The sequence below is a fragment of the Leucobacter manosquensis genome, from assembly GCF_018304845.1.
Lineage (GTDB): Bacteria > Actinomycetota > Actinomycetes > Actinomycetales > Microbacteriaceae > Leucobacter > Leucobacter alluvii.
Window position 1 is genome coordinate 413,770 of the sequence record NZ_JAFEVO010000001.1, and the last position, 22,932, is coordinate 436,701.

Sequence of the window (22,932 nt, forward strand, 5' to 3'; positions counted from 1 at the left end):
CTCAGGACATTGACGTTCCGAGGATCTCGCGCGTGATCCATTCCGAATAAGCGGCCAGAAAGGTCTCCGGGTCGGTCGGCGCCCGGTCGTAATCGACCCCGCCGTCTTCAGCGTGGATGAAGCCGTCGGTGAGGCGCGCGAGTGCCACCGCGGCGTATCCCGCCAGCAACCGGGTGCACAGTGGCTGCGCTGCTTGCAGGCGGAGGTGCCAGCACCACTCGACCTCGGCCGCCCGATCGAACGGGAAGCCTTGCAAGGTGCCGATGCTTCCGGCGCGCTTCGCATAGTCGGAGATGACATCGGCGTGCGAGCAGTCGCCGGACAGGTCCGGTTCGTCGTCGAAGTAGAAGTCGAATCCTGATTCCAGAGCCGCGGACGACAGCCATCCGTAATCTTCACCGCGGAAGTTCAAGAGCTCTGCCTCATCATCGAAACGCTGCATGACGCTCCGATCGGACGGCTCAACCACACGCTCAATGTAGGGGCGCAATTCCTCAACGGGGATTGCGCCCACGTGCTGTACGAAGTATCGACTGGAGCGCTGCGAGATCAGGACCTGTTGGACGGCGTCGGCAAGTTCGCCGAATGTCGGCACGTGCGCCGACGACGGGTAGACATCGATCGTCGTAGACACGGTGACCTTCCTCCTCATGTACCCGATCACGACTGTACGGCGCACCACCGACAGGGAAAGATCGTGTCAGAGTCGCGGCCCGTGGTGCGCTCGCGCGCCGGGAGCTGCAGGCTGCTCCGCCGTGCGCGATGCTCGATGCGCCGACTTCAGCGCGGCCTCAGCAAGAGCCTGGTCACGCTTATGCGCGGTTGTCTCGGCTGGTGCGCCCAAGACCGTGTCTGTGGTGATTTGATAGCGGTCACGGTAAGCGGCAACGACTCGAGCAGAGCGACGCCAAATGTCGAGCGGACGTGCATCGGTCGGTGGCTTCCCGAGATCCATCGTCCAAGTGGCATGCTCGGCGGCTGCTCGATCAAGGACTGCGTCGGCGCGGGCTTCGATCAGGTCTCGTCGCTCTTCAAGCGCTTGTCTCATGTCCGTGCTCATCGCGCCGACCGCCTCGGGAAGGAGGCCTGCGATGAGGCGAGGAACGGTTCGCGTACGGCCGGAGCTAGTGAACCGCGCTGTTGCTCCGGCTACGCGGTATCGAAGCACGGCGGCGATGTCGTCGGCATCCTCGAACGGACGTGCCATTACGAGCTTCGGGAGCAGCGCCTCGAGATCGTGATGGTACGCCTCCGCCCGCCGGAACTCCGCGGCGAGCGGTCCGAACGCTTCCGACTCGATGGCCGCGGCCGCCGCAGTGTCGCCAAGGCCGGAGCGGCGGATGAGATCAGCCCAACGGTCGTGTTGTGCGGCTGTTGCGAGGGTGTCGTACTCGGCGGCGAGCTGCGCGATCGTTCCCCAACGTTCCTGTTCGACGGCGAGCGTCTCGTGCGCCGAGAGCTCCACGCCCTGATGCTGAAGCACCCCATACAGAACGCTGCGGCCGGTGGCACCGACATAGTCCGCGGGGTGCGCGGTCTCGTGAGCGTCATCGGGTCGGTCGACGGCGACATAGGCCCGGTTGCCGTGGCGTCCGCGCGTCATCGCGACGTACAGGTTCTCGCGCGTCATCGACGAGTCCACCAACACATGCGCGGAATCAACGGTGACACCCTGCGCCCGGAATGACGTGACGGCGTACCCGAGATCGACATGCTCGGCGACGTAGTCTGCCGGAAGCAAAGCCTTGCTGCCGCGGGTAAATCCGGCGCGTCGGACGAGCAGCGCCCCGTCAGTGCGGACGTCGAGGACGGTCCACCTGTCACCATTGCGTACCCACCCGCGCCCGGTCTGGAGTCGACGGTCGTTCTTGCGCGTGATGATCGTGTCTCCCTCGGCAGCACGTGCTTCGTCGCGGAGCATCGCCTCTCGCGGGCCGGTCACGATGCCCTCGAGAATCAGATCCGTGCGCGCACGCTCGTTCAGGTCGTGCACGGACTCGTTCGAATCAGATACCAAGAGCGACGCGCGACCGGCGCTGCGATCTGTTTTCCACGCAGCGTAGGCATCGTTGATCATGGTGGCGGTGTCACCGTCGGCGATGCGACCGTGCTCCAGGTACGTGTCAACGATGATCAACTGGCCAGGTTCGAGGTGGGCGGTGCCGGTGAGGTGGTTCTGCCACCACTTCGCGGTGTTCTCCGTCGCGATCCCGAGATCCACACTCAGCACCTCGGCCGCGCCTGCCGACGGCGCCAGGCCCACCACGGACCCAGCGCCGTGTTCGGCTTCCCAAGCGTGGCGAAGCGCGCGCATCGCGGTCGTCTTCCCCGCGCCTGCGGGCCCGACGAGTAGATCGACCACGCGACCGGACGTTGCAATGGCTGTGAGGGCGGATGCTTGGTCGTCGCCGAGCTGGTGCTGACTCCGGGCGGGATGCTGCAATACCTGTGCAAGCGCGGTTGCAGTGATCTTCGGGCCTGCGAGATCGCGGGTGCGGTCGAGCAGCCTGTCTTCGGCGGCAAGGAGGGCATGTGAGGTGTAGACGGTCGAGTGCTTCGGACGGAAAACCGAGGAATCATCTGACCGGCGAATCTCGACCGGAGACGATGCCAATTCGAACGGTGTCAGCCTCAGCGACACACGTTCCGCGGCGTGCGTGACCAGCCCGGTGATGGCTTCACGGTCTTCGAAGGACTCGAAGCGGTAGCCCTTGAACTGGCGCGCGGCCTCGGCGGTGAGGTTCCAGCGCCGCCACGTCGAGCGCTTCTCACTCACCGCCTCCACGATACGTGCGGCGGTCGCCTCGATCACGTCCAACGGCACGTCCTCCGCTCGGAGCAGAAGCGGCGCCTCGGTTCCGATTGCTGAGGATGCCCATGTGGTTGCATCGGTGCCGAGGATCTTGCTGGCGCGCGCCCGCCACCCGGCAGTCAGATCGCCCAGCGAGTGCAGTGTCTTCGCGGGACGAGTCGCGAGTGTCGCCTGGGCGCGGAGCTTGATGATCGTCGTCGCCGACGGCCTATGCCCATGCTGCGCGACGTACTCGGCGATGAGACGATCCTTCTCCTCATCGATATGCCGCGACCGGGACGAGAACTCAGATGTCAGTGTCTCGGGAATGGCAGCAATTGCCCATACGGGGTTGCGGTCCTTGCCCCGATCGCGCGTCTCCCATCCGATACCGAGCGCGCGGGGGAGACGGTCAGCGAACACGGCCTCATGAAGCTCTGAGATCGCGACCGTGGCAGCGTGCATGGGACGGGAGTCGAGCGAACGCCACTTGCCGTCGAGCACGGCTTGCACTTTGTTGCTGATCACGACGTGCGTGTGCAGGTGCGGGTCGCCAGCGCGTGAGTCGAAGTGATCGTACGCGGTGGCGATCAGGCCGCGGACGTCGACCTGCGCAACCGCCCCGTCGCCAGTGTTTGCACCGGTGCGGGTGGCCGCAACCTCGCGCTCCATGAATGCAACCATCTCCGCCACCGCTGCATGATGAGCGTCCGCGATGAGCTGTTGTGTGGGCGCGTTGGAGACGGCCCAGAGCACGCTCGCGGACTTCGGGATCGAGAATGTGAAGTCGAACCCCGCGACCGCTCGGCGCGGAATCTTCGTTGCTTCTTCGGCTTCGATGTCCGCGGTTGCTGTCGCCTTTTCGCCCAGCGACGATTCGGAATCGAGCGCGTCCACCCGCGCGGGGATGCGTTCGTCCAGGTTCTTGTAGATCGGGTACGCACGGCCCATCGGTTCGCCGGTGAGCGGGTCACGGCCTGCGCCGATGAGGAGTTGGAGCTGTGCTTCGGAGACCACGCTGCCTTCGGCGAGGCTGCCGTCACCGAGTCCGGGGAGACCGGCGCCCATCCACCGTCCGGGCGGTGTTCCCTCGGCATTGTAGTAGCGGATTAGCGGGGTCGAGAGGGTACGGTCGACATCGCCGGTGGCGACGGTACGCAGGAGGTACTTGTAGCCGTCGCCCGCCGACATGACTCGCATCGAAACAGTCACCGCAGCACATCCTCCCGTCAAGGAGGAGGTGCGCAGCACCGGTCAGTGACCTCGATCTGCCAGACGCGTGGGCTTCGTTCAGGACCGGTTGGCGGACGTCAGCTTCGTTCGCTGCTCGGTCATCATCTCGTCGAGCATGCAGAGGAGACCGATCAGATGCATCACCGCAATGAGCGCGTTAGCGTTTGTGTACTGCCGATCGCTCATCGTATGCACCGTCGCGTGACGCGAGTAGATGTCAGGAACATCGTCCCCACGCTTCTTCCAGTACCGCTTATGCGCCCCCCAAAGGCCATAAAACACAAGGAGAGCACGCGGGTGGTCCACGTCGTCCCATGCAGGCAAACTGGTTGCAAGAGTGCCCGGTGGAGTCGCTTTGCCTTTGACAGTTTGAGCCACAGCATGCTGGTAGCCATTAGTCACGAACTCCGTGACCGCGGAATCAAGCGCTACGGTTGCAAGCGCCTGACCGGCTCGAAAAGACCCCGCCTGCATCACGGTTACAGCTTCAAGTGCAGTTGCCTTCCACTCGGTGAGTCGTGGATCGTGCACTTGCATCAGCGTTGATTCGCACGAAGTCAAGATCACCGTGGATTCTTCTTCGATGACTTTCCGCCGTTCTGCGAAGGAAGAAACACGGAGCAGTCGCCGCAATACTTGTGAGGGAGGGACCCACGCGAGTGGGAGCCCTTCGAATAGCTGAAGCTGTTCTAACTCCTCGACGGCAGGGAAGTCTAAGCCCTCACCGTGCCAGTTCGGAGGGAGCGAGGCTTGAAAACGCTGCTCTGCACGCTCGACAAGTTCGCGAAACCGGCGCATTTGCCTACGCTCGGATTCTTTCCAAGCCTCGACTGCTGCTCGAGACTCAGCGTTCAGAGAAGCCCGAATCTCGTATAACCAGTCGAGCACTTGACGCGACAGCCACGGCACCCGTGTTGCCACATCGATGTCTGCAGGGTTCTGGTCTTGGAGCTCTGCCAACGTTGCTTCCGAGCGCGCACTCAAGTCGGCAAGCAGCTCATCAAACCACGTCGAGTTCTCTTGTGTCGCCGATTCAGGGGCTTGGCTATTCATTTCGTACCCCGGCAGAGAGTGCGGCCCATAGAACATAGTCGCGGGACTCGCCGATAACTTTCATGCGGCCGTAACCAACTGAAGGAGCTCGTCGTAGTCGGTGACGACGTCGTACTTCACGTCGTCACCGTTACGCTGGTTGACCTGCTCGAAGAACTTCCGAGCACACTCGATCTTTGCGTTCTCGGCTCCCTTGAGCTGGAGTGTAGACAGCGAGCCCTTCGTTTCTGCGACGAAGTACACGTGCTTCACGATGCCCTCGTTGAACGCGATCGCCCAGTCCGGGTTGTAATCGCCGACGGGTGTCGGGATGAAGAAGCCGCGGGGCAGCTTCGCGTAGACGGCCACTTCGGAGCTCACATCGAGCTTCTTCACGAACTCGCGCTCGATCTTCGAGTCTGTCACCACGTAGTCATAGACGTGCTTATTCAGCTTCTCGCTTGCCTTCGAGAAGTCCTGAGCGGACTGGTTCTCTGTGAAGATTGTTGAATCGAACGAGTCCTCCAGCGTGTTGTACGCGAGGTGCTCAATGATGACGGTGGCTTTCTGCTCGTTGATCAGCTTCGCAACCTCGGTAATGAACTGCTCGGGGTTCTGCTTGAACTTCGCAAACGTACCCGGGTTAACCCGCGTAAGGATTGCCGCGCAGGTGCGCCTCGTGAGCTGAGTCTTCTCAGCGATTTCGGCGAGCAGGTCGTATTTTACAGTGGAGCCAGCCGAGACCGCGGACTCAGCGACCTCCGTCTCGGTGACTTTGAAACCGGTACCCGACTCGAGCTGCTCGACTTCGAGCTCGACCACTTGCTGTCCGCTCTCCACCACGTAATGCATGACCGCGACGTTGAGGGACTTGTCAAGCACCTGCACGCAGTTGCGAATCAGTTCTTCAGAGTCGAACTCGACCTGATAGACCGCCTTGTGATTGATCCTGCCCCACAGGGCCTGAAACTCGCGACGCTTGAAGTTTGCCTCGTTGAATGGAATCTTCTTCGGCTTACGCCCATCGATCGGCTTGGGGAGGTCGAGGTACAGGGCGTCAACGAGCGGCCAGGCGAAGTCGACGAGCGGCTTCAGAACTTCTGATGTTGGCGCGGCTAGCGTGCCCGCGACTCGGGCATCCTTGTAAGCCTGGGTGACCTGACCTGCATCGTCGATGTAGTCGTGACGAACCAAGTGATTGTAAAGAGCCTGTGCTACGGACTGCTCCAGCACGCTGGTTGAGCCATCTTCAAGCGTGATGTGCTTGCCCACGAAGTACTCCACGCTCGCGGTGCGTGGGCGAGCAGACAGTGACTCGACGATTTCCTTCTGCAGGGCGGTGACGAACTCCGTGTATGACTCATCGGTGACAACTGTCAGCTCATTGATGTCGTGCACGGTGGCAGGGTTGTCCATCCGCTCGCCGTGCTGGTCCACTGACAGGCGAAGACCTCGACCGATCTCTTGACGGCGCGTTGTCGTGTTGTCGCTCTTCTTGAGCATCCCCATAACGAAAACGTTCGGGTTATCCCAACCTTCGCGCAGTGCCGAATGGGACCAGATGAACCGCACCGGCTCATCGAACGACAGTAGGCGTTCCTTGTCCTTGAGGATCAGGTCGTAGGCGTCGACGTCGTCGGACTGCCCTGCAAAGTCACCCCGTGCTGCGATCTTGCCGTCGACGGAACGACCCGTCTTCTTGTCGATCGAGAAGTAGCCTTCATGAGTTGACCGGACCGGAATCGCTTCAACATGCTTACGGAAGCGTTCAGCGGCCTCTTCAATGTCGAGCTGGCTCAGGTAGTCGGCGAGGATCGCGTCATACTCTTCCTCGAAGACTCGTGCGTAGTCTCCGAGCGTGTCTTCGCGGTCGTAGTCCCGGTATTTCGCGACCTCATCGATGAAGAACAGTGAGAGCGCCTTGATCCCTTGCGCGAACAACTCGCGTTCCTTGTCGAGATGAGCGCGGATTACCTCCCGGATCTGGATACGTCGCCTTACATCATCGGTAACGTCTTGTGTGACCTCACCGGCACCGAGCACGTCACCATTGCTTAGCTCGATGATGTCTCGGTTTGCGTCAACGTCGCGGACGAAGAGGTCTTTGTATGCCTCGATGCCACCCGAGATCGCATGCAAGTTACTGCCCTGGCTTAGCCGCTTCACCTGGCGGCGGATGCCCTGCGCAGTCTGCACTTCCAGCTCAACACGCGCCTTCGGGAAGCCAGCGCCCTTGCCAAGCTCAAGACCGTCAACGTACAGATAGGCGCTGCTGCCCGCCAGATGCTTCACGGTGATGCCACGCACAGCGATCTTCTTAACCAGCTTCTGGTTGTACGCGTCGACGGCATCGAGACGGTGCACCTTCGTACGCTCGATCTTGTGCGTCGCGGAGTATCTCAGCGCGAATAACGCGTTGAAGAGACCGAGTGCAGCCAATGATTTCGAGGGCTTCTTCGCGTCGCCTTCGATCTTCTGCGGCTCATCGAGGATCAGAATTGGACGGTTGGCTGCAATCACGTCGATCGGCTTTCGTGACTGGAAGTCGTCAAGTTCCTCGTAGATGCGGCGGGCGTCCTTGCCGGTGGCGTTGAAAGCCTGGATGTTGATGATCATGACCTGTACGCCTGCGTCCGAGGAGAAGCGCTCGAGCTCGTGCAAGCGTGACGAGTTGTAGACGAATGTGCGTGGCTTTGTCCCGTAGAGCTGTTGGAAGTGCGAGGCCGTGATATCAAACGACTTCTTAACGCCCTCACGGATCGCGATCGATGGCACCACCACGATGTACTTTGACCAGCCGTAGCGCTTGTGTAGTTCCATGATCGTCTTCGTGTAGACATACGTCTTGCCAGTGCCAGTCTCCATCTCGATATCGAGGTTGAGCGGCGCGGCGGACACTTTAGCGGGGTCCTTCAGATCCCTCGCAGGCGGAAGTCCTCGACGCCCCTGGACGTCTTGGACGTTCGCAAGGAGCTGCGGCGGCGTAATTGCTATCTCGGCGTTACGTAAACCCGCGTCATCAAACAACGCAGACGTGGTGTCCTTGCCTGGGTCAACGCGGTACTTCACCCCGTCAGCGAATGGCTGTCCGGTGAACACGTCGACAACGGCATCAACAGCTTCGGTCTGATACTGCTGAACTTTGAATTGGAGCCTCATCGCGTCAGATGGTCCTTACTTCAGTTTCGGGTGAAACCTCGCGGAAAACCTGCTCTGCGTTAATGCGTGTGGCGTCGGTTGCGAAGCTCGAGTCGAGGAATACTGCACGCAGCGGGTGAAGGATCGCTATCTCCTGGACCAGTTCGACAGAGACCTCCGCAGCGAAACAGGCGATCAAAGAATCGTCGGCCACAGACAGCACTTGTTGACCACTAATTGACTTGAGATCAATCGTTTCAGTGAGATCTAGACCCCAATCGAGCAGAACTTGAAAGAGGAGATCTTCATCCGTGCGATCAGGCTTCACGCTGCGGATAGCATCGGACAAGGCTGCCTGCACTAAATCGTCCGCCGTGGCGTGAGTATCAACCATGTTGCTTGTCGCGACATGCAAAGAGCGAAAACCAACGTCGAGTTCAGAGCCATGCTGGCCTATCTCGGTCTTCACCTGTACCCCAGCTCGGCGCAGTCTCTCACGGGCAACATCTGGAATACTTCCGTAATCAGCGTGTTCGATGGTCTCGTCGAGCTGGACGAGGATGAAACGCCGATTCCCGTTGTCAGCTGCGTTCAGCCTCATGACGGCATGTCCAGTAGAGCCTGATCCGGCAAAGAAGTCCAAGATCACGGCATCTCGATCGCTCTGTGTGACAGCGCTAATCCACTTAGCCAGGACATCGACGTCTTTGGTATATGGAAATACGTCGCTATTGAGCAACTTCTTGAGCGCATAAGCTGCGCTAGCGCGCTCCTGCGTAAAAACTGGCTTGATCGCCTGCGTGTCCATCTCGTCAAGATGGCGCTTCAAGCGAGGCGTGCTCGTGTGGTCAGGGCCAAAAATGATCTTGCCCTGTGCGATACGGTCAGCCATGGTCGTAGGACTGAACCGCCATCCCTCCTTCGGCATCTTCACGGGAAGTCCCGTTACCGGATGCGCAAGGTCGTACCGGGACGTCCCTGTTGCAGACGGCTTCGCCAGGTTGTCCGATTGAAAGGGACGACCGGAGTCATCGATCTGGTCGTACCGAAACACGGCCGGTTCAAGCTCAGAGCGCATTTCGCGGAGCCGCTTCCGAAAAGCGGAGGTAGCCGCAACAGCATCATGTCCTGATGCTTCCCATATCTCTCTAGCCACGTCCATCACCCGCGCGTGGCCCTTCTTTGGCTCCGTCCACCGGACATCATCGTCAATCAAGCGAGAGATATTCCGTGCATAGATAAGCATGTAGTCGAGGCCTTGCGATGTAAAACGGGCATCATTCTTGCTGCCGCCTTGCCAAACTATGTTTGCAAGGAAATTGTCCCGGCCGAATACCTCATCCAGCAGAATGCGAAGATTGCCATGCTCGTGGTCGGCAATCGCAACGATTACCAGCCCATCATCACTCAAGAGATTACGTGCTAGCTTCATCCGGGAATACATCATGCTCAGCCAGTCCGAGTGGAAACGCCCATTGGATTCAGCGTTTGCGACGAAGCGTTCGCCGGTTTCAGACTTCTGTCCGGAGCGCGCGAGGTACTCAGCGCTTGACTCGGCGAAGTCATCTTCATAGACAAAATCGTTGCCGGTGTTGTAAGGAGGATCGATGTAGATCAGCTTGATTTTGCCGAGGTATGATTCCTGCAGCAACTTGAGAGCTTCGAGATTGTCACCCTCGATAAAAAGGTTCTTCGTCGTATCGAAGTCGACCGATTCTTCGCGTACAGGGCGCAGCGTCTTGGCGATCGGCGCGTTCGCGGCGAAGGCTGCTGCTCGTTTGCCTGGCCAGTCGAGCTGATAGCGCTCCTGGGGGCCCTCAACTATGTGGTCAGAGAGTTCTTGTCTGAGGAGATCGAAGTCGATGGTGGACTTGGCGCTGCCGTCAGCACTAGTTGTCTCCGTGACCACGGTCGGGAACAGTTCAGCGAGTTTCGAGATGTTGGCGTCAGTCAGATCGGGTGACGTCATTCGTAGTTTCTCCACAGGGCTACCTCTGCTGTTCCAGTTGAGACTGTTTGGACTTGAGTGTGCGACGCAGCTCGAACTTGCGGTTCAGCTGCTTCTCGTTCTTGATCTTGCGCTCCAGCACTGCGATCTCGCGTTCGAGCGAAGCGACGAGCCTGAGCCTGTCAGCAACCTCCGACATCGCTTCGCCCGGTCGAACCTCGACGTTTGTCATAGGCTCGAGCAACGCAGCGTATAACGTCGGCAAACTGATCGCGGTCGGCAGGGGCTGGCGTTCCAGCGCAGCGTCGAGCCAGCTGGTGCGGAGGTACTGGCTGAGCTTCGGAGCACCTGAGCCTGGCTGCTTGTACGCAGCAACCATCCGGGCTTGCGAGCCACCATGCGTCACTCGCACAACCTCAAAGATGATGGGCGTCGGGATCGCCTTGTCGATCACTGTAAGGACCTGGTCGGAGACATCCGCGTCCTTCGCCTCCAGCCGAAACACCTGGATCTCGGGCACTGCCTCACAGTCGGGCAGGTTGATCGTGGCATCCGCAAGCTTGTACGCCCATGTGATGCGCGCCACCTCTGAGACGAAACGTGCGCGAACCTGTGGCGACACCGAGCCCTGATCGTAGAACTTCTCTTTCGGAACGCGGCTGCCGACCCTCGCAGCGTCTGGCCACTGATACAAGACATCAGCCATCACACACCAGCTCCCGCCGCGGGATCGATGACGGCAACGAATGCGATCAGCTCGAAGTCGTCCAATCCTGCGATCGTCTGCGTGAGCGCTGTTGTGTGTCCTCCAGAGAAGAGACTGTCAATATCTCGTTCCTCAGTGACGTCGATCATCGAGTGGATCGCATCCGTGAGCAGATCGGAGTACTTGCTCATGTGGGCGCCTTCGCTGGTCGTCTGATTGAAAGCGCTGACGACGCTCTCGACCGGCGCCTCGAAGGGGCGGCAGCCGCTGCGGAGAAGATCGAGAAGGTGCTTCGCTTCCGTGTGATCCGACACCACCTCGCCGTGTTCGTCGAGGTAGACCAGGTAGTGCGGGTGGAGCCGGTTGCCACGGTTGATGCGTTCGTCCGCGTTGATGTTGCGTAGCGCGAAGATCACACCCGGAACGAGGCCGTTGTCTGGTTCTGCGGGGATCACCGCATGCAGGCCCTTGGGAACCGAGGCGATGTCGCCGTACTCCTTGACGTAGCCAAGCAGATCCATCCGGAAGTCGTTCAACCCAAGATCGGTGATCGACACGCCCGTGCGAACGTCCTCGAGCTCGATGACGTCGTCTTGAAGCTTCCGGAGCTGTTCCTTGCGGAACATCGCATCTGAGTCCTCCAGGGTGAGGACGTTGTCGTCGGCTGTGCCCGCGATGTCGGCGATCACCATGCGGCTCTCGACGCGGTCTTTGAGGTTGATGTACTCATCGAGTGAGATGTCGGGCCAGAAGTTGACGAGTTGGATCTGCGCGTTGGTCGAGCCGATGCGGTCGATGCGTCCGAAGCGCTGGATGATGCGGACGGGGTTCCAGTGGATGTCGTAGTTGACGAGGTAATCGCAGTCCTGAAGGTTCTGCCCCTCGCTGATGACATCCGTTCCGATGAGCACATCGAGCGAGCGGTTATCGTTCGGCATCGTGACATCGCGCTGCTTCGAGCGTGGCGAGAAGAGCGTCATGACCTGCTGGAAGTCGAGGCCGGTGCCAAGCGTCGTCTTGGCGCCATGTCCGCCACCTGTGATCACGGCGGTGTCGAGCCCGGCGTCCTTCAGTGCGGGACCGAGCTCGCGGTAGAGGTAGTCGGCGGTGTCGGCGAAGGCAGAGAACACGAGTACCTTGCGGTTGCCTTCGTTGATCGGGTCTGCTGCCTTCTGCGTGATCAGGCTCTTGAGCTTTTGCAGCTTGAGATCGTGCTCGGGAGTGATCTTCTTCATCTCGTCTAGGAGCTCGCGCAGCGTCTCACGGTCGTGCCAGAGGTCACGCTGCCAGGACTCAATGTCGATGTCTTTGAGGTCGATCTTGATCTTCTCGCCGTATGACAGCGCTTCGATATTGGCGTCATCTTCGTCATCAACGTCGAAGTCCATGTCGCCGAGCTCCGGACTGAGCTCGGTGAGATTGCCCGCGTGGCTGCTGATCAGCTGATAGGTATGAGTTACCGAACTTTGAACCTTCTCCAGCGTCAGCCGGAACGCGTCGATAGAGCTTTCGAGGCGCTTGAGTAGATTCACAGTCATGAGCCTCTTCAGCCCCTGCTCACGACCAAGCTGACCGAGGTTCGACCGGGCCGTGCCCCCGGCGACGTTATACAGTTCCTCGTACTTTGACAGCCTGCTCTTGAAGACGTAACTGAGTGGGGTGTACACCGACATCGTGAGCGCGTCGAGCTGCTCGAAGATCTCGTTGAACGTCGGGACGCTGGGCAGATTTGTGAGTGGTTCTCGGATCGACATCGGGCGCCGTCGCTCGGGGAACGCCCCAATCTCTGTCGTGTCGTAGAACGCTTGGATGTGCTTGCGCGAGCGGGCGATAGTCACGGAGTCAAGCAGTTCGAAGAAGTCAAAGTCGAGCATCTGGAGGATGCGATCGGTCGTCCGGTCAGCCGCATCAAGCTTCGACCACTCGTTGAACACCCGCTGCGCGTCCGTGAAGACCTTCTCGACGGTAGTCGAGAGGTTCAGGTGCTGCGCAAGGTTCTCCGACTCGCCTTCGTACGCGAGTTGCAGTTGATTCTTGAGGTCGTTGAAGCGGTTGTTCACCGGGGTGGCTGAAAGCATCAGCACCTTGGTTTTGACACCCTCTCGGATGACCTGGCGCATCAGCCGTTGGTAACGGGATTCTTTCTCTTCGGCGTAGTCCGCGTTGCGGAAGTTGTGGGACTCGTCGATCACGACGAGGTCGTAGTTTCCCCAGTTGATCCGATCAAGTCGCAGACCGAGCGACTCGCCCTTCGTTCGGGAGAGGTCAGTATGGGCGAGTACGTCGTAGTTGAACCGGTCGCCCGCGAAGATGTTCGTGGTGAGGTTGGCGTTGTAGTTCGTCCAGTTCTCAGCGAGCTTCTTGGGGCACAACACCAGCACGGACTTGTTGCGCAGCTCGTAGTACTTGATCACGGCCAGTGCGGTGAACGTCTTCCCGAGGCCAACACTGTCGGCCAGGATGCATCCGTTGTACGTTTCGAGCTTGTTGATGATGCCGGTAGCTGCGTCGCGTTGGAAGTTGTACAGGCTCTGCCAGACCTTAGTCTCCTGGTACCCGGTGCGGTCGTTGGGCAAGACATCCTCAGTGATGTCCTCCAGGAACTCGGAGAACAGGTTGTAGAGGATCAGGAAGTAGATACGTGCGGGAGAGTTCTCTGCGTAGACAGTCGCGATGTGATCGTGAACCGCCTGCGTCACGTCTTGCAGCTGGTCAGCGTCGTGCCACACCTGATCGAAGACGGCAAGGAACTGCTGAGTTTCTGCTGCACCCTCAAACTTGGTCACCATGTTCGACACAGCAGACCCACGCTCATACCCCAGGTCAGTCGTTGTGAAGCCCTGGATCGGGAAGTATGCAGCTCGATCATCAACGGCGGCGAGTGGCTGGATCGCCTTGCCGTTCGCGTTTGAACGGAACGTGACCTTACTGCGGATCCACTCTGCGCACTCACGCGCGATCGCGCGCTGCGTCAGCTTGTTTCGAAGCTTGATCTCGAACTCGGATCCCGCCAGCGTTGACTCCGCGCCGGTCGTCACGAAGAACTCACGACGTTCCTTACGAAGCTTGTCGGTGACTTTCTCGGTGACGAACGATGGCGAGGTGAAAATAAACTCCAGCTGATCGACCTGCTCGAGTTCTTGACGGAGAGCTTCGAAAGCGAAGATGGAGAACGTTGAGGCAGCAATGCGCACTTTTGAGCCGGACGCGATCTCAGTCTTGAGATCGTCACCCAACAGGTCGGTGACGTTGTTGATTACTCGCAAGCTCGGCCTTCCGACTCTTCGACCGGCGACGTCGCGGCACCGCCAGAACGAACCCATTCGTCAATCTCGCTGGCCTGAAACTTCCAGAGGCGGCCGACCTTGTGTGCGGGCATGCTCTTCTCGGCGATCCAGGTGTAGACCGTGTCCTTAGTCACGCCGAGATGCGCGGCAATGTCATCAGCAGACAGCCATGGCTCGGTCATGAGCAGTTCTCCTTCATCAGCCACCACTGGCCGTCACTCAGATGATATCGGCTGGAACCCGGTTGAGAAGGGTTTGACCGAACGTGACCGTCATCCATCGCGCCTGGGGCGCTAGATGACTGGCGAGGTTAGCCCGATGGAGCCTGGCGCGCTAGCCAGGTTCGAACCGTCTGCCTCCAACCGCTGGAGTCTGCGTTCCAGCTGAGCGTGTGCCCGGCGCTGAAGAGGTTGAGCTCGACGACATCGTGACGGATGCTGCGGACCACTGTCGATGTGCTCATTGGTGCCGGGTCGTCGTGGTCGCCGTGCAAGATCAGCGTTGGGACGCGGAGATCCGCCGCCCATTGCTTGTAGCTCATCGTCTCCAGAGGGATCGAATGTGGCAGGGCCACCAGCCGCGCGAACGTTCGCCGCGCCAGCCATGGCGCGGCGAGAGATCCTGCGAATCCGGGCAGTCCCGCTCGCGCACAGTTCGCTAGAATCACGTCATGCCAATCCAGCACAGGTGAGTCGAGCACGAGCGCCGCGATATGTGGAGCGAGATCCGGCTTTAACGCGAGCTGAGCAGCGATCGTTCCACCCATAGACCAGCCGAACAGCACGATGCGTTCGGCACCGCGTCGGATGGCGTAGTGGATGGCTTCTTCGACGTCGATGGCTTCATCGCGCCCAGCGTAGAGCGGCCGAACCCGACGGTGGGACCTTCGCCGTCGTTGCGATAGCTGACGACGAGCGAGGTGTATTCAAGCTCGGTCGCGGCTTGTACGCCGCGAAGAGTACTGGCGCGTGGGCTGCCGAGCCCATGGATATGGATGGCCCACGTCGACGTTGTGCCGTTGATGCGCCAGGCCGGGCAGGAGCCTGCCTCCGTGCTGATTGAGATTTCTGTGGCAGTGAGTCCGGCGTCCACGGGGGTCGCGAAGTAGATGCCGCTCCAGGAGACCTTGTCGCCCGGCTCTGGGATGAAGCCCTCCGAGATGCCGGTGATGATGCGAGCTATCCGGTCGCGGCCTCGGTCTTCAATGTCCGCCCCCAGTTGCACCCAGCCGCCTCGTTTGAACCAGAGGTTGTAGATCCCGGGTGCTGCCGTGTCACGGGTACGGCCGAGGACGATCTTGGTGATGCCTGCGTCTCGTTCGATCTCATGCACGGTGAGGTTGAAGCGTCGTCCGCTGACGGGGGCGGTAAGGCGGCGGGCGATGAACCACCCGAGCGCAGCGGCTCCTGCGCTGATCCCTGCCGCGCCGCCCAGGAGAGCCGCGGCTGCCTTCGCCCTGTTCACGCTGTTGTTCCATCGTTGCGCTTGGCTAATGGTGCGCCGAGGAGGTGTTGTTCGGCGCGTTCCAGGATGGCGAGCTGGTAGTCGTTGATGACGTAGTCGATGCGTGGGTCGATCATGGCGTCGCGGATCTCGACGACGTGGCGATGTAGCTGCGATTCTGGGTCGGTGGACAGGCCATTCGAGTGCTGCTGGTTGCTGAGCCCGGGCCGCAGTTTCGTTGCCGTGTGCCACATCGGTTCGAGCTGCGCGAGAAGTGCATCAGTCTTGACGCCGTGGGACTGGCGCCGGAGGATGCGTGCCAAGGGTTGGGCGACGAACCCTGCGCAGAGCAGGAGAAAGGACGCCAATGTGAGCGGGCCGTACCAGGCTGATGCTGCTTCGAGGACGCTGGTGGCACCTGTCACGTGCGCGATGTCCATCACCCAGACTGAGATGCACAGGACGATGCCGGATGCCGAGCCGAGCGTGAGGCAAACGGCGGGGACGCGCATGAGGCCACGCGTTGCCGTCCACTGACTGATGGCGAGGGCGTGCATGGCGGCCATGACGACGCCGCAGTAGGTGAAGACGGTGACCGAGTAAAAGAATGCTTGGAGCTGATCGCCGATGTCGTGCATGAACGTCGTGGTGGTGGCACCGCTGTTGATGGAGAGGAACAGCGCGAGCACCAGTGCCAGGGCGACGCAGAGCGCTGGTCGGCCGACGGCCAGTCGAATCAGGCGTGGCCGGTAGTCTCCGGCCTTCATGACGCCATGGCCAAGGAAGTACAGCCCGATCATGAGAAGTGCATCGCCGATGAGGGTGACAATGTTGGTGCCGCCGAGCAGCGGATCGGTTACTTCGTAGACGGGATCGACGTTGAGTGTCATTGCGAGCGCGATCATGACGGCGGCGTAGGTGATGCTGCGATCGGCGCGTCCGCGGCGGAGAATGAGCAGGCTTACGACGAGCGCCCACATGACGCCCGCGACAAGCACCTGAGTCATCCGAAGATCTCCGTATAGCTGGTGTCCGCGAACGCGGATCCGCGGATGCCTGCTGCGAGGTAGTCGGCCAGACTTTCTGCGGCGAACTCTTCCTCGTTGTCGATGGTGGAACGTGCGAACGCGCGGAGGCGAAGCCCCGCGGGGAGATCCGGGAACAGCGTGTCGAAGGATGCGTCGTCGAAGGATGTGCTGGTGTCGCAGTGGCCGAGGATGATGTGCGCGAACTCGTGAAGCACGAACTGCTGGGTGTGCAGTACAGAATCGGTGTGGGCGTGCACGATCAGATCCATGTCGTCGAGGAAGATGACCAGGGCGCAGAGCCCATCTCTGTCGCCAAGCTCGGGGATCTCCGCAACCTAAATCGCGTGCTGCCGCTGATGCCGGACGGCAGCGGTAAGCGCGTCGAAAGTGAAGTGCGCGCCGAGGTCAAGATCGGCAACGGCGGTTGCGACGGTCTGATCGATGTTCACGGTCTGCTCATTGTCTGTTCGGGAGCATCCGCGGTGCCAGTCTCGGGAAGGTTGACGCCGTAGGTGCTCGGTTACTGTGTCATTTCCTGGTCCAGAAACATGGTGATTGCTTCAAGTGTTTCGGGCGAGAGGTCACCGAGGGTACGTGTGGCGTAGGACTTCACCTTTGCGGCGCGCATAGCGCGGACAAGATCGAGCTGAGCGTTCACTTTCTCAGGAGCGGAGACGTCGCTCTCGCCGGTGAGGAAGGCGATCTCAACGTCGAAGAATTCCGCGAGCCCCTCGAAGATGCCCGGGTCGTCGACCTTGCGGTGTCCGTTGATCATGTATGTCCAGCGTGAGCGGGAGAGGTTCGTTCCGCGTTCTTTGAGGAACGCGGCGATCTCGGAGAATGAGGGTTCCTCGCCGGTCTCTGCAGTTTTCACGTCCAGCAGGAGGCGCAGGCGTTTCTCGAGCAGCGCGGCAGCTGTTCGACTCGCATCATCAGTGTGCTTCATGATGCCCCTTCCCTTCGGGTCGGGATCGGCAAGATCACGCATCGACCAACGATTGTCTTTGCGCATGATCAATGTACCTCTTGAGCATGCACAAATCAATGATTGCGCATGCTCAATGACGGTGGTAGAACGGTAAGCCCGAGCCAGTTGAGCATGATCAATATGGGAAATGGGCATGCTCACGCCACTGCACCGAGGAGGTGCGCTTTGCGACCCTTCCACGTCACCATGCGGCCATCGCCGCTCAAGAGATTGTCGAACACGTCATCAGCGATCGGGATGCCGACTTTGTCCAGTTTGTCCTGGAGGTTGTTGCCGAACGCCAAGCCGCAGAAGACGCGTTCTACGCCCACGTCGAGCCCAGCACAGGGGAGGTGTAGGGCGGATGGCCGGTGCGTACGAACGGCAAACCGATCGACGTAGCCGTGAGGAACGGCAATTGAGTGTTCGTGCGGTGCACCGAGAGCGGCCCGACCTGAATCTCCTCACCGAGCTCCTCATCCGATTTTCGTTACAGGACAGCGGCGCACGTCGGGCAGACGCTTCCGGCGATCAGGTTTTCGATACCGGTCGGGAGACACCAGGCGTAGAATGAGGGTGTCCGCCGTTGAGGTGGATGTTGTGGTCCTTAAACCCTCGGGCTTCGGCTCGGGGCACGAATACGTGGCCGTTCTGGCCTAGTCCTACAGCCTTCGGGCTCTTCTCACGATCAACATTCGCAGTTTACGACTCTGCGGTGGGCGCTATACAGCGACACGTGGAGAAGAGCCATGACCATACACACACCTGCCGTTCCGGCGCCGTCCGATCGGCTGTCGCAACCATCCTCCAGCTCTGGTGGCGCCGTCGCCGTCATGTACCTGCGTGTCTCCACGAAGGAGCAGGCAGAGAAGGGCGGCACCGAAGAGGGCTACTCGATTCCGGCGCAGCGTGAAGCGAATCGCCGTAAAGCGGAGCAGCTTGGCGCGACGGTCATCGAAGAATTCGTCGATGCGGGTGAATCAGCGCGGAAGGCGGATCGCCCAGAGCTGATGCGGATGATCCAGTACGTCACGCAGCATCAGGTGAATTACTGCATCGTGCACAAGGTCGACCGGCTTGCGCGCAATCGAGCCGATGACGTCGCCATTCATCTTGCCTTGCGGGACGCCGGAGTGACGTTGGTGTCGGCGAGCGAGAACATCGACGAGACGCCGTCGGGCATGCTGCTGCATGGCATCATGTCGTCGATCGCCGAGTTCTATTCCCGCAACCTCGCCACGGAGACCGTCAAAGGTCTTTCGCAGAAGGCGGCTCAGGGTGGGACCACTAATCGCGCGCCGATCGGGTACGTGAACGTTGGCATCCGTGATGAGCGTGGGCGGGAGAACCGGACGGTGCAGGTCGATCCGGAGCGAGGACCGTTGGTGCGGTGGGCATTTGAGCAGTTCGCCTCGGGGAGGTGGACGTTGGCGCAGATGCAGCGCGAGCTGGAGGCGCGGGGGCTGACTTCGCAGCCGACACCGAAGCGGCCATCGCAGCCGATTGGAAAGTCCAGCCTTCAGCGCATGCTCACGAACCCGTACTACCGCGGCATGGTGACATTCAAGGGTGCGATGTACAAAGGTTCACACGAAGCGATCGTGCCGAAAGAGGTTTGGTACCAGGTGCAGAACGTGTTGGAGTCTCACGTCTCTGCAGCCGACGCGACCCAGATTCACGCGCACTATCTGAAGGGCACGGTCTATTGCGGGGCATGCGGTGAACGGCTCATCATCGTCAACGCGAACAACGGCAAGGGCAAGATCTACCCGTACTTCGTCTGCAACGGGAGGCACTCGAAGAAGACGGCGTGCACACGGCAGGCAATCCTTATCGAGGATGTCGAGCGGTTGGTCGAGAAGTACTACGAGCGGATTCAGGTGAGCGGCGAGGTCCGGCAGTCGCTCGGCGGAATGATCCATGCCGAGTTCGATCGGTTGCTCGCGGATGACTCGCACGAACTGGAAGCGCTCGCGAAGGAGCGCAATCAGCTTGAAGAGGAGCGGCTCACGGTGCTCAAGGCGCACTATGCGGGTGCTGTGCCCCTCGACCTTCTCAAGCAGGAGCAGGACCGGATCGGGAACAGGCTCGACGACATCGGGGGGAGGATCTCGGGACACCACGAGGAGTACGCCTCGGCTCGCGCGAATCTCGATGATTCGCTGGCGTTGCTCGCGAACGTGTCCCTGATCTACCAGCGCTGCGACAATCAGAACCGGCGCATCTGCAACCAGGCGTTCTTCCGCAAGATCTTTATCGACGAAGACCGCGAAGTGAAGGCCGAGTACCAGCTGCCGTTCGATGCGCTCTGCGATGCGCAGCACCAGGGCAACGCCCTGAACTGGGCCATCGAGTCAAAGAAAAAGGACGAGGTCCAAACCTCCGCGAGAGTGGTTACTCTCGTCGAGGGTTTGAACCTCGCCCATTTGGGGTGGCTAACGGGACTTGAACCCGCGACCACCGGCACCACAAGCCGGTGCTCTACCGACTGAGCTATAGCCACCATGCTGACCTAACTCGCGCTAGCGCGCCAGGCAACCAGATCATCATAACCCAATGCGAGGCGCCAATGCCAAACCGGGCCCGCTGATGCGCGCGTCGCAGTGAGCACGAGCGATGCGGCGGCGGCTACTCGGCGGAATCGCCGTGCACGAGCGTCGCGAAGCGCTCGGTCGCCCGCTTCTGGTGCGCTGCCGCCGTCGCCTTATCGGGTCCGGGCGCAGCACTCATGACGGCATCGCGGAAGTACGCCAGCTCCTGAATGGACTCCGCGATATCGGCGAGCGCTCGATGCCCTCCGGTCTTCTCGGGCGCTCCCGAGAATGCGGCCGGATACCAGCGGCGGCTGAGCTCTTTGATCGTGGAGACGTCGACGCTGCGGTAGTGCAGTCGTTCTTCGAGCGTCGGCAGGTACTTCGCGATGAAGCGGCGGTCCATTCCGATCGTGTTCCCCGCTACGAGCGGGCGTCGGCCGGCGGTCACGAATCGCTCCAGGTAGGCGATGACCTGCTGCTCGGCGTCCTCGAGCGACGCCCCTCCGGCGATGCGGGGGAGGAGACCGGACTTCTCATGCATGGAGCGCACGAAGTCGTTCATGTGGGCGAGAGCATCGTCGCCCGGGTTGATCACGATCTCGAAACCGGAATCCAGCGGCGTCAGGTCGAAGTCGGTCACGATCACCGCAATCTCGCAGAGGCCGTCCTGATCGACGTCGAGACCGGTCATTTCGCAGTCGATCCAGACGATCTGGTCAGCTGGCGTATTCGGCACAGTGGCTCCTCAGTGCAGTAGCAGTGCGCGGGCGCGCGCCCGCAATCGGTCCAGTCTACTGTTCCGGCCCGGTTCGGTCGGCGGCGGGGCTGTGGCAGAAGGGCGCGCGTCGCAGGACGTAAACTGGACTCCATGGCTGTTCTTCCCATCGTGATCTCCGGTGAACCCGTTCTGCATCGTCCCGCCGCTCCCGTCACAGACTTCGACGACGAACTGCGCGCACTCGTCGACGACATGTTCGACACCACGGTGGCGGCTCCCGGAGTGGGCCTGGCCGCACCTCAGGTGGGCATCGGCAAGCGGGTCTTCGTTTGGATCTACGAAGACCAGGACGAGGGACCGGAACGCGGGGTCGCGATCAACCCCGAGTTGTGGATCACTCCTCCCGAGCCGGGACTGCCTGGCGAGGACGAGGTCGAGGGGTGCCTCTCGTTCCCCGGAGAGCGCTTCGCCCTGCGACGGGCGCCACGGGCGCTGCTGCGTGCGCAGGACGTCGACGGAAAGCCGTTCGAGATCACTGCGAGCGGATGGTTCGCGCGCATCCTGCAGCACGAATTCGACCACCTCAACGGTCTGCTCTACGTCGACCGGCTCGTGCACCCGGAGCACCGCGGAGCGCAGAAGGCTCAGCGGAAGAACGGCTGGGGCACACCGGGCCTGAGCTGGCTCCCGGGTGTCGACGATCTCGAAGGCTGACGCGCCGAGACGAGATGTGATCCGCAGCGCCAGGGACGCCGACGAGCAGTCACGACGGTGACGCCGCCGATGCTGCGGGCGGTCGCGTCGCCGGTGTCAGCGCCCACGCGAGCGCGGCCAGGCCGATGAGCGCCGCTGTCACGCCGAACGCCCAGCCGAATCCGGCGAGGTCGACGATCGCACCGGCGATGAGGGGACCGAGCACACCGCCGAGATCGCTGGTCATCGAGTACCCGGCGACCACCGATCCGCCTCGGCGTCCGGCGAGAATATCGGCGAGCACGGCCTGCTGGCCCGGATTGACGAGCGCCGACCCTGCTCCCGCGACGAACATCACGGCCAACGCGACCCACAGCTCAGGGGCGAATGGGAAGACCGCATAGCTCGCCGCCAGGATGACCGATCCGGTGATGAGCAGAGGCTTCCGTCCGAGGGTGTCATTCCATCTGCCGGACGGGAAGATGAGTATCGCGTTCCCCGCGGCATAGGCGGCGAGCACCCAGGCCGCCATGGTCGCGTCGCCGTGGAACGTCGCTGCGACCAGCAGCGGGATCACCGAGACGCGCACGCCGAACGACGACCATCCGAACGCGAACACGGACAGCAGCAGCGTGCGGTACTGCGGCACGCGCAGTGCCATGCCCAGGCTCATCGTCTCGTCGGCGTCGTTCGAGCCGCGTGGGGCGCGGTCCGCGAGAACGGAGCGTCGGAGCGCGACGGCGACGACGGCGGCGGCGGCGAGGAGCGTGAAGAAGTAGAAGACGAACGGGGCGCGGAGGCCGAAGATCGCGACGGCGCCGCCGAGCACCGGTCCGAGGAGACCGCCGAGCAGGAATCCGGCGGCGTTCACGCTGGCTACGCGTCCACGCGCCGAGGGCGGGCTCACCTTGATGAGCAGGGCCGTCGCGGCGACGGTGAACATCGCAGAGCCGATGCCGCCCACCCCCCGCAGCACGACGAACTGGGTGTAGTTGCCCGCGAGTGCCGCAGCGCCCGTCGAGACGGCGACGATGAGGATGCCGATGATGTAGGTGCGTCGCTCGCCGAGGCGGCCGACGACCCAGCCGGCGAGCGGCGCGGAGACGAGCCGCATGAGCGCGAACGCGCTGACGATCGCCGAGGCGGCGAAGTTCGAGACGTCGAACTCGAGCGCGAACTGCGGAATGGCGGGTGCGACGACGCCGTACCCGAGGGCGACCGTGAAGCCGCCCGCGACGAGCGCCCAGACTTCGAAGGGAAGCCTGGCCTGCTTCGGGGTGCGCACGCGTTGAGGTCCTTTCGGTGTCGCCGCAGCGAACGCGGAATTCCCAGTGCCTCCGGCAGGATTCGAACCTGCGACCAACGGATTAGAAGGCCGTTGCTCTATCCACTGAGCTACGGAGGCAGCCCTACG

Annotated in this window: 18 protein-coding genes, 2 tRNA genes and 1 pseudogene; 3 read left to right on the forward strand and 18 right to left on the reverse strand. The window is 61.3% G+C overall.

The features are described from left to right. Position 1 precedes the first annotated feature (1 nt). The 12 genes from JSQ98_RS01900 to JSQ98_RS14920 all read right to left on the reverse strand — a co-directional run bounded on the left by JSQ98_RS01900 (position 2) and on the right by JSQ98_RS14920 (position 16,863). Positions 2–595 carry a hypothetical protein gene (locus tag JSQ98_RS01900; protein WP_211648131.1) on the reverse strand — a complete coding sequence of 198 codons (594 nt, stop codon included), beginning with the start codon at positions 593–595 and terminating at the stop codon, positions 2–4. 105 nt (positions 596–700) lie between these two features. Next, a complete protein-coding gene (gene mobF / locus JSQ98_RS01905; RefSeq protein WP_488153837.1) occupies positions 701–4,003 on the reverse strand; it encodes a MobF family relaxase in 3,303 nt (1,100 codons plus the stop codon). Between the two features lie 78 nt (positions 4,004–4,081). Continuing rightward, the gene (locus JSQ98_RS01910) at positions 4,082–5,077 is read right to left on the reverse strand and encodes a hypothetical protein (protein WP_211648132.1); all 996 of its coding nucleotides are present in this window, start codon (positions 5,075–5,077) and stop codon (positions 4,082–4,084) included. Positions 5,078–5,137: 60 nt separating this feature from the next. Continuing rightward, entirely contained in the window at positions 5,138–8,215 is a 3,078-nt protein-coding gene (locus JSQ98_RS01915; RefSeq protein ID WP_211648133.1) for a type III restriction-modification system endonuclease, read from the reverse strand. A 4-nt stretch (positions 8,216–8,219) separates the two neighbouring features. Continuing rightward, on the reverse strand, positions 8,220–10,163 hold the full coding sequence (locus JSQ98_RS01920; protein WP_249290682.1) for a site-specific DNA-methyltransferase: 1,944 nt from the start codon (positions 10,161–10,163) through the stop codon (positions 8,220–8,222). Between the two features lie 19 nt (positions 10,164–10,182). Continuing rightward, entirely contained in the window at positions 10,183–10,848 is a 666-nt protein-coding gene (locus JSQ98_RS01925; RefSeq protein ID WP_211648137.1) for a DUF4391 domain-containing protein, read from the reverse strand. Then, positions 10,848–14,171: a helicase-related protein gene (locus JSQ98_RS01930; protein ID WP_249290684.1), complete on the reverse strand. Its 3,324-nt coding sequence runs from the start codon at positions 14,169–14,171 to the stop codon at positions 10,848–10,850. The genes JSQ98_RS01925 and JSQ98_RS01930 overlap by 1 nt, the downstream gene beginning before the upstream one ends. Further along, positions 14,105–14,317, reverse strand: a complete 213-nt coding sequence (locus JSQ98_RS01935) for a helix-turn-helix domain-containing protein (protein ID WP_211648140.1) — start codon at positions 14,315–14,317, stop codon at positions 14,105–14,107. The genes JSQ98_RS01930 and JSQ98_RS01935 overlap by 67 nt, the downstream gene beginning before the upstream one ends. Before the next feature lie 128 nt (positions 14,318–14,445). After that, positions 14,446–14,973: an alpha/beta hydrolase family protein gene (locus JSQ98_RS14910; RefSeq protein ID WP_346728806.1), complete on the reverse strand. Its 528-nt coding sequence runs from the start codon at positions 14,971–14,973 to the stop codon at positions 14,446–14,448. After that, the gene (locus JSQ98_RS14915; RefSeq protein ID WP_249290686.1) at positions 14,868–15,599 is read right to left on the reverse strand and encodes a hypothetical protein; all 732 of its coding nucleotides are present in this window, start codon (positions 15,597–15,599) and stop codon (positions 14,868–14,870) included. The genes JSQ98_RS14910 and JSQ98_RS14915 overlap by 106 nt, the downstream gene beginning before the upstream one ends. After that, positions 15,596–16,585 carry a DUF6545 domain-containing protein gene (locus tag JSQ98_RS01945; protein WP_211648141.1) on the reverse strand — a complete coding sequence of 330 codons (990 nt, stop codon included), beginning with the start codon at positions 16,583–16,585 and terminating at the stop codon, positions 15,596–15,598. Before JSQ98_RS01945 ends, JSQ98_RS14915 begins: the two co-directional genes overlap by 4 nt. Then, complete coding sequence (locus JSQ98_RS14920; protein ID WP_249290687.1) at positions 16,582–16,863, reverse strand: hypothetical protein; 282 nt, start codon at positions 16,861–16,863, stop codon at positions 16,582–16,584. Before JSQ98_RS14920 ends, JSQ98_RS01945 begins: the two co-directional genes overlap by 4 nt. On the opposite strand from JSQ98_RS14920, the gene JSQ98_RS14925 reads away from it, so the two are divergent. Then, entirely contained in the window at positions 16,858–17,118 is a 261-nt protein-coding gene (locus tag JSQ98_RS14925) for a hypothetical protein (protein WP_249290688.1), read from the forward strand. The genes JSQ98_RS14920 and JSQ98_RS14925 overlap by 6 nt on opposite strands. A gap of 8 nt (positions 17,119–17,126) precedes the next feature. Here the strand turns inward: JSQ98_RS14925 and JSQ98_RS01955 are convergent, their stop codons facing one another. Both JSQ98_RS01955 and JSQ98_RS01960 read right to left on the reverse strand, forming a co-directional pair. Next, positions 17,127–17,618 (reverse strand): hypothetical protein, encoded by a 492-nt coding sequence (locus JSQ98_RS01955; protein ID WP_249290689.1) that lies wholly within the window; start codon positions 17,616–17,618, stop codon positions 17,127–17,129. A gap of 113 nt (positions 17,619–17,731) precedes the next feature. Further along, positions 17,732–17,905, reverse strand: a complete 174-nt coding sequence (locus JSQ98_RS01960) for a hypothetical protein (RefSeq protein WP_211648142.1) — start codon at positions 17,903–17,905, stop codon at positions 17,732–17,734. A 501-nt stretch (positions 17,906–18,406) separates the two neighbouring features. Between JSQ98_RS01960 and JSQ98_RS14930 the strand changes: the two are divergent. Further along, positions 18,407–19,378: pseudogene (locus JSQ98_RS14930) on the forward strand (recombinase family protein); the annotation flags it as partial. A gap of 622 nt (positions 19,379–20,000) precedes the next feature. Here the strand turns inward: JSQ98_RS14930 and JSQ98_RS01970 are convergent. Both JSQ98_RS01970 and orn read right to left on the reverse strand, forming a co-directional pair. Beyond that, positions 20,001–20,076, reverse strand: a tRNA-His gene (locus JSQ98_RS01970). 125 nt (positions 20,077–20,201) lie between these two features. After that, a complete protein-coding gene (gene orn / locus JSQ98_RS01975) occupies positions 20,202–20,843 on the reverse strand; it encodes an oligoribonuclease (RefSeq protein WP_211648143.1) in 642 nt (213 codons plus the stop codon). A gap of 132 nt (positions 20,844–20,975) precedes the next feature. Here orn and def point away from each other — a divergent pair, with 132 nt between their 5' ends. Continuing rightward, complete coding sequence (gene def, locus JSQ98_RS01980; RefSeq protein ID WP_211648144.1) at positions 20,976–21,539, forward strand: peptide deformylase; 564 nt, start codon at positions 20,976–20,978, stop codon at positions 21,537–21,539. A 49-nt stretch (positions 21,540–21,588) separates the two neighbouring features. Here the strand turns inward: def and JSQ98_RS01985 are convergent, their stop codons facing one another. Then, positions 21,589–22,803: an MFS transporter gene (locus JSQ98_RS01985; RefSeq protein ID WP_211648145.1), complete on the reverse strand. Its 1,215-nt coding sequence runs from the start codon at positions 22,801–22,803 to the stop codon at positions 21,589–21,591. Positions 22,804–22,850: 47 nt separating this feature from the next. Beyond that, a tRNA-Arg gene (locus tag JSQ98_RS01990) sits at positions 22,851–22,923 on the reverse strand. Between the last annotated feature and the right edge of the window lie 9 nt (positions 22,924–22,932).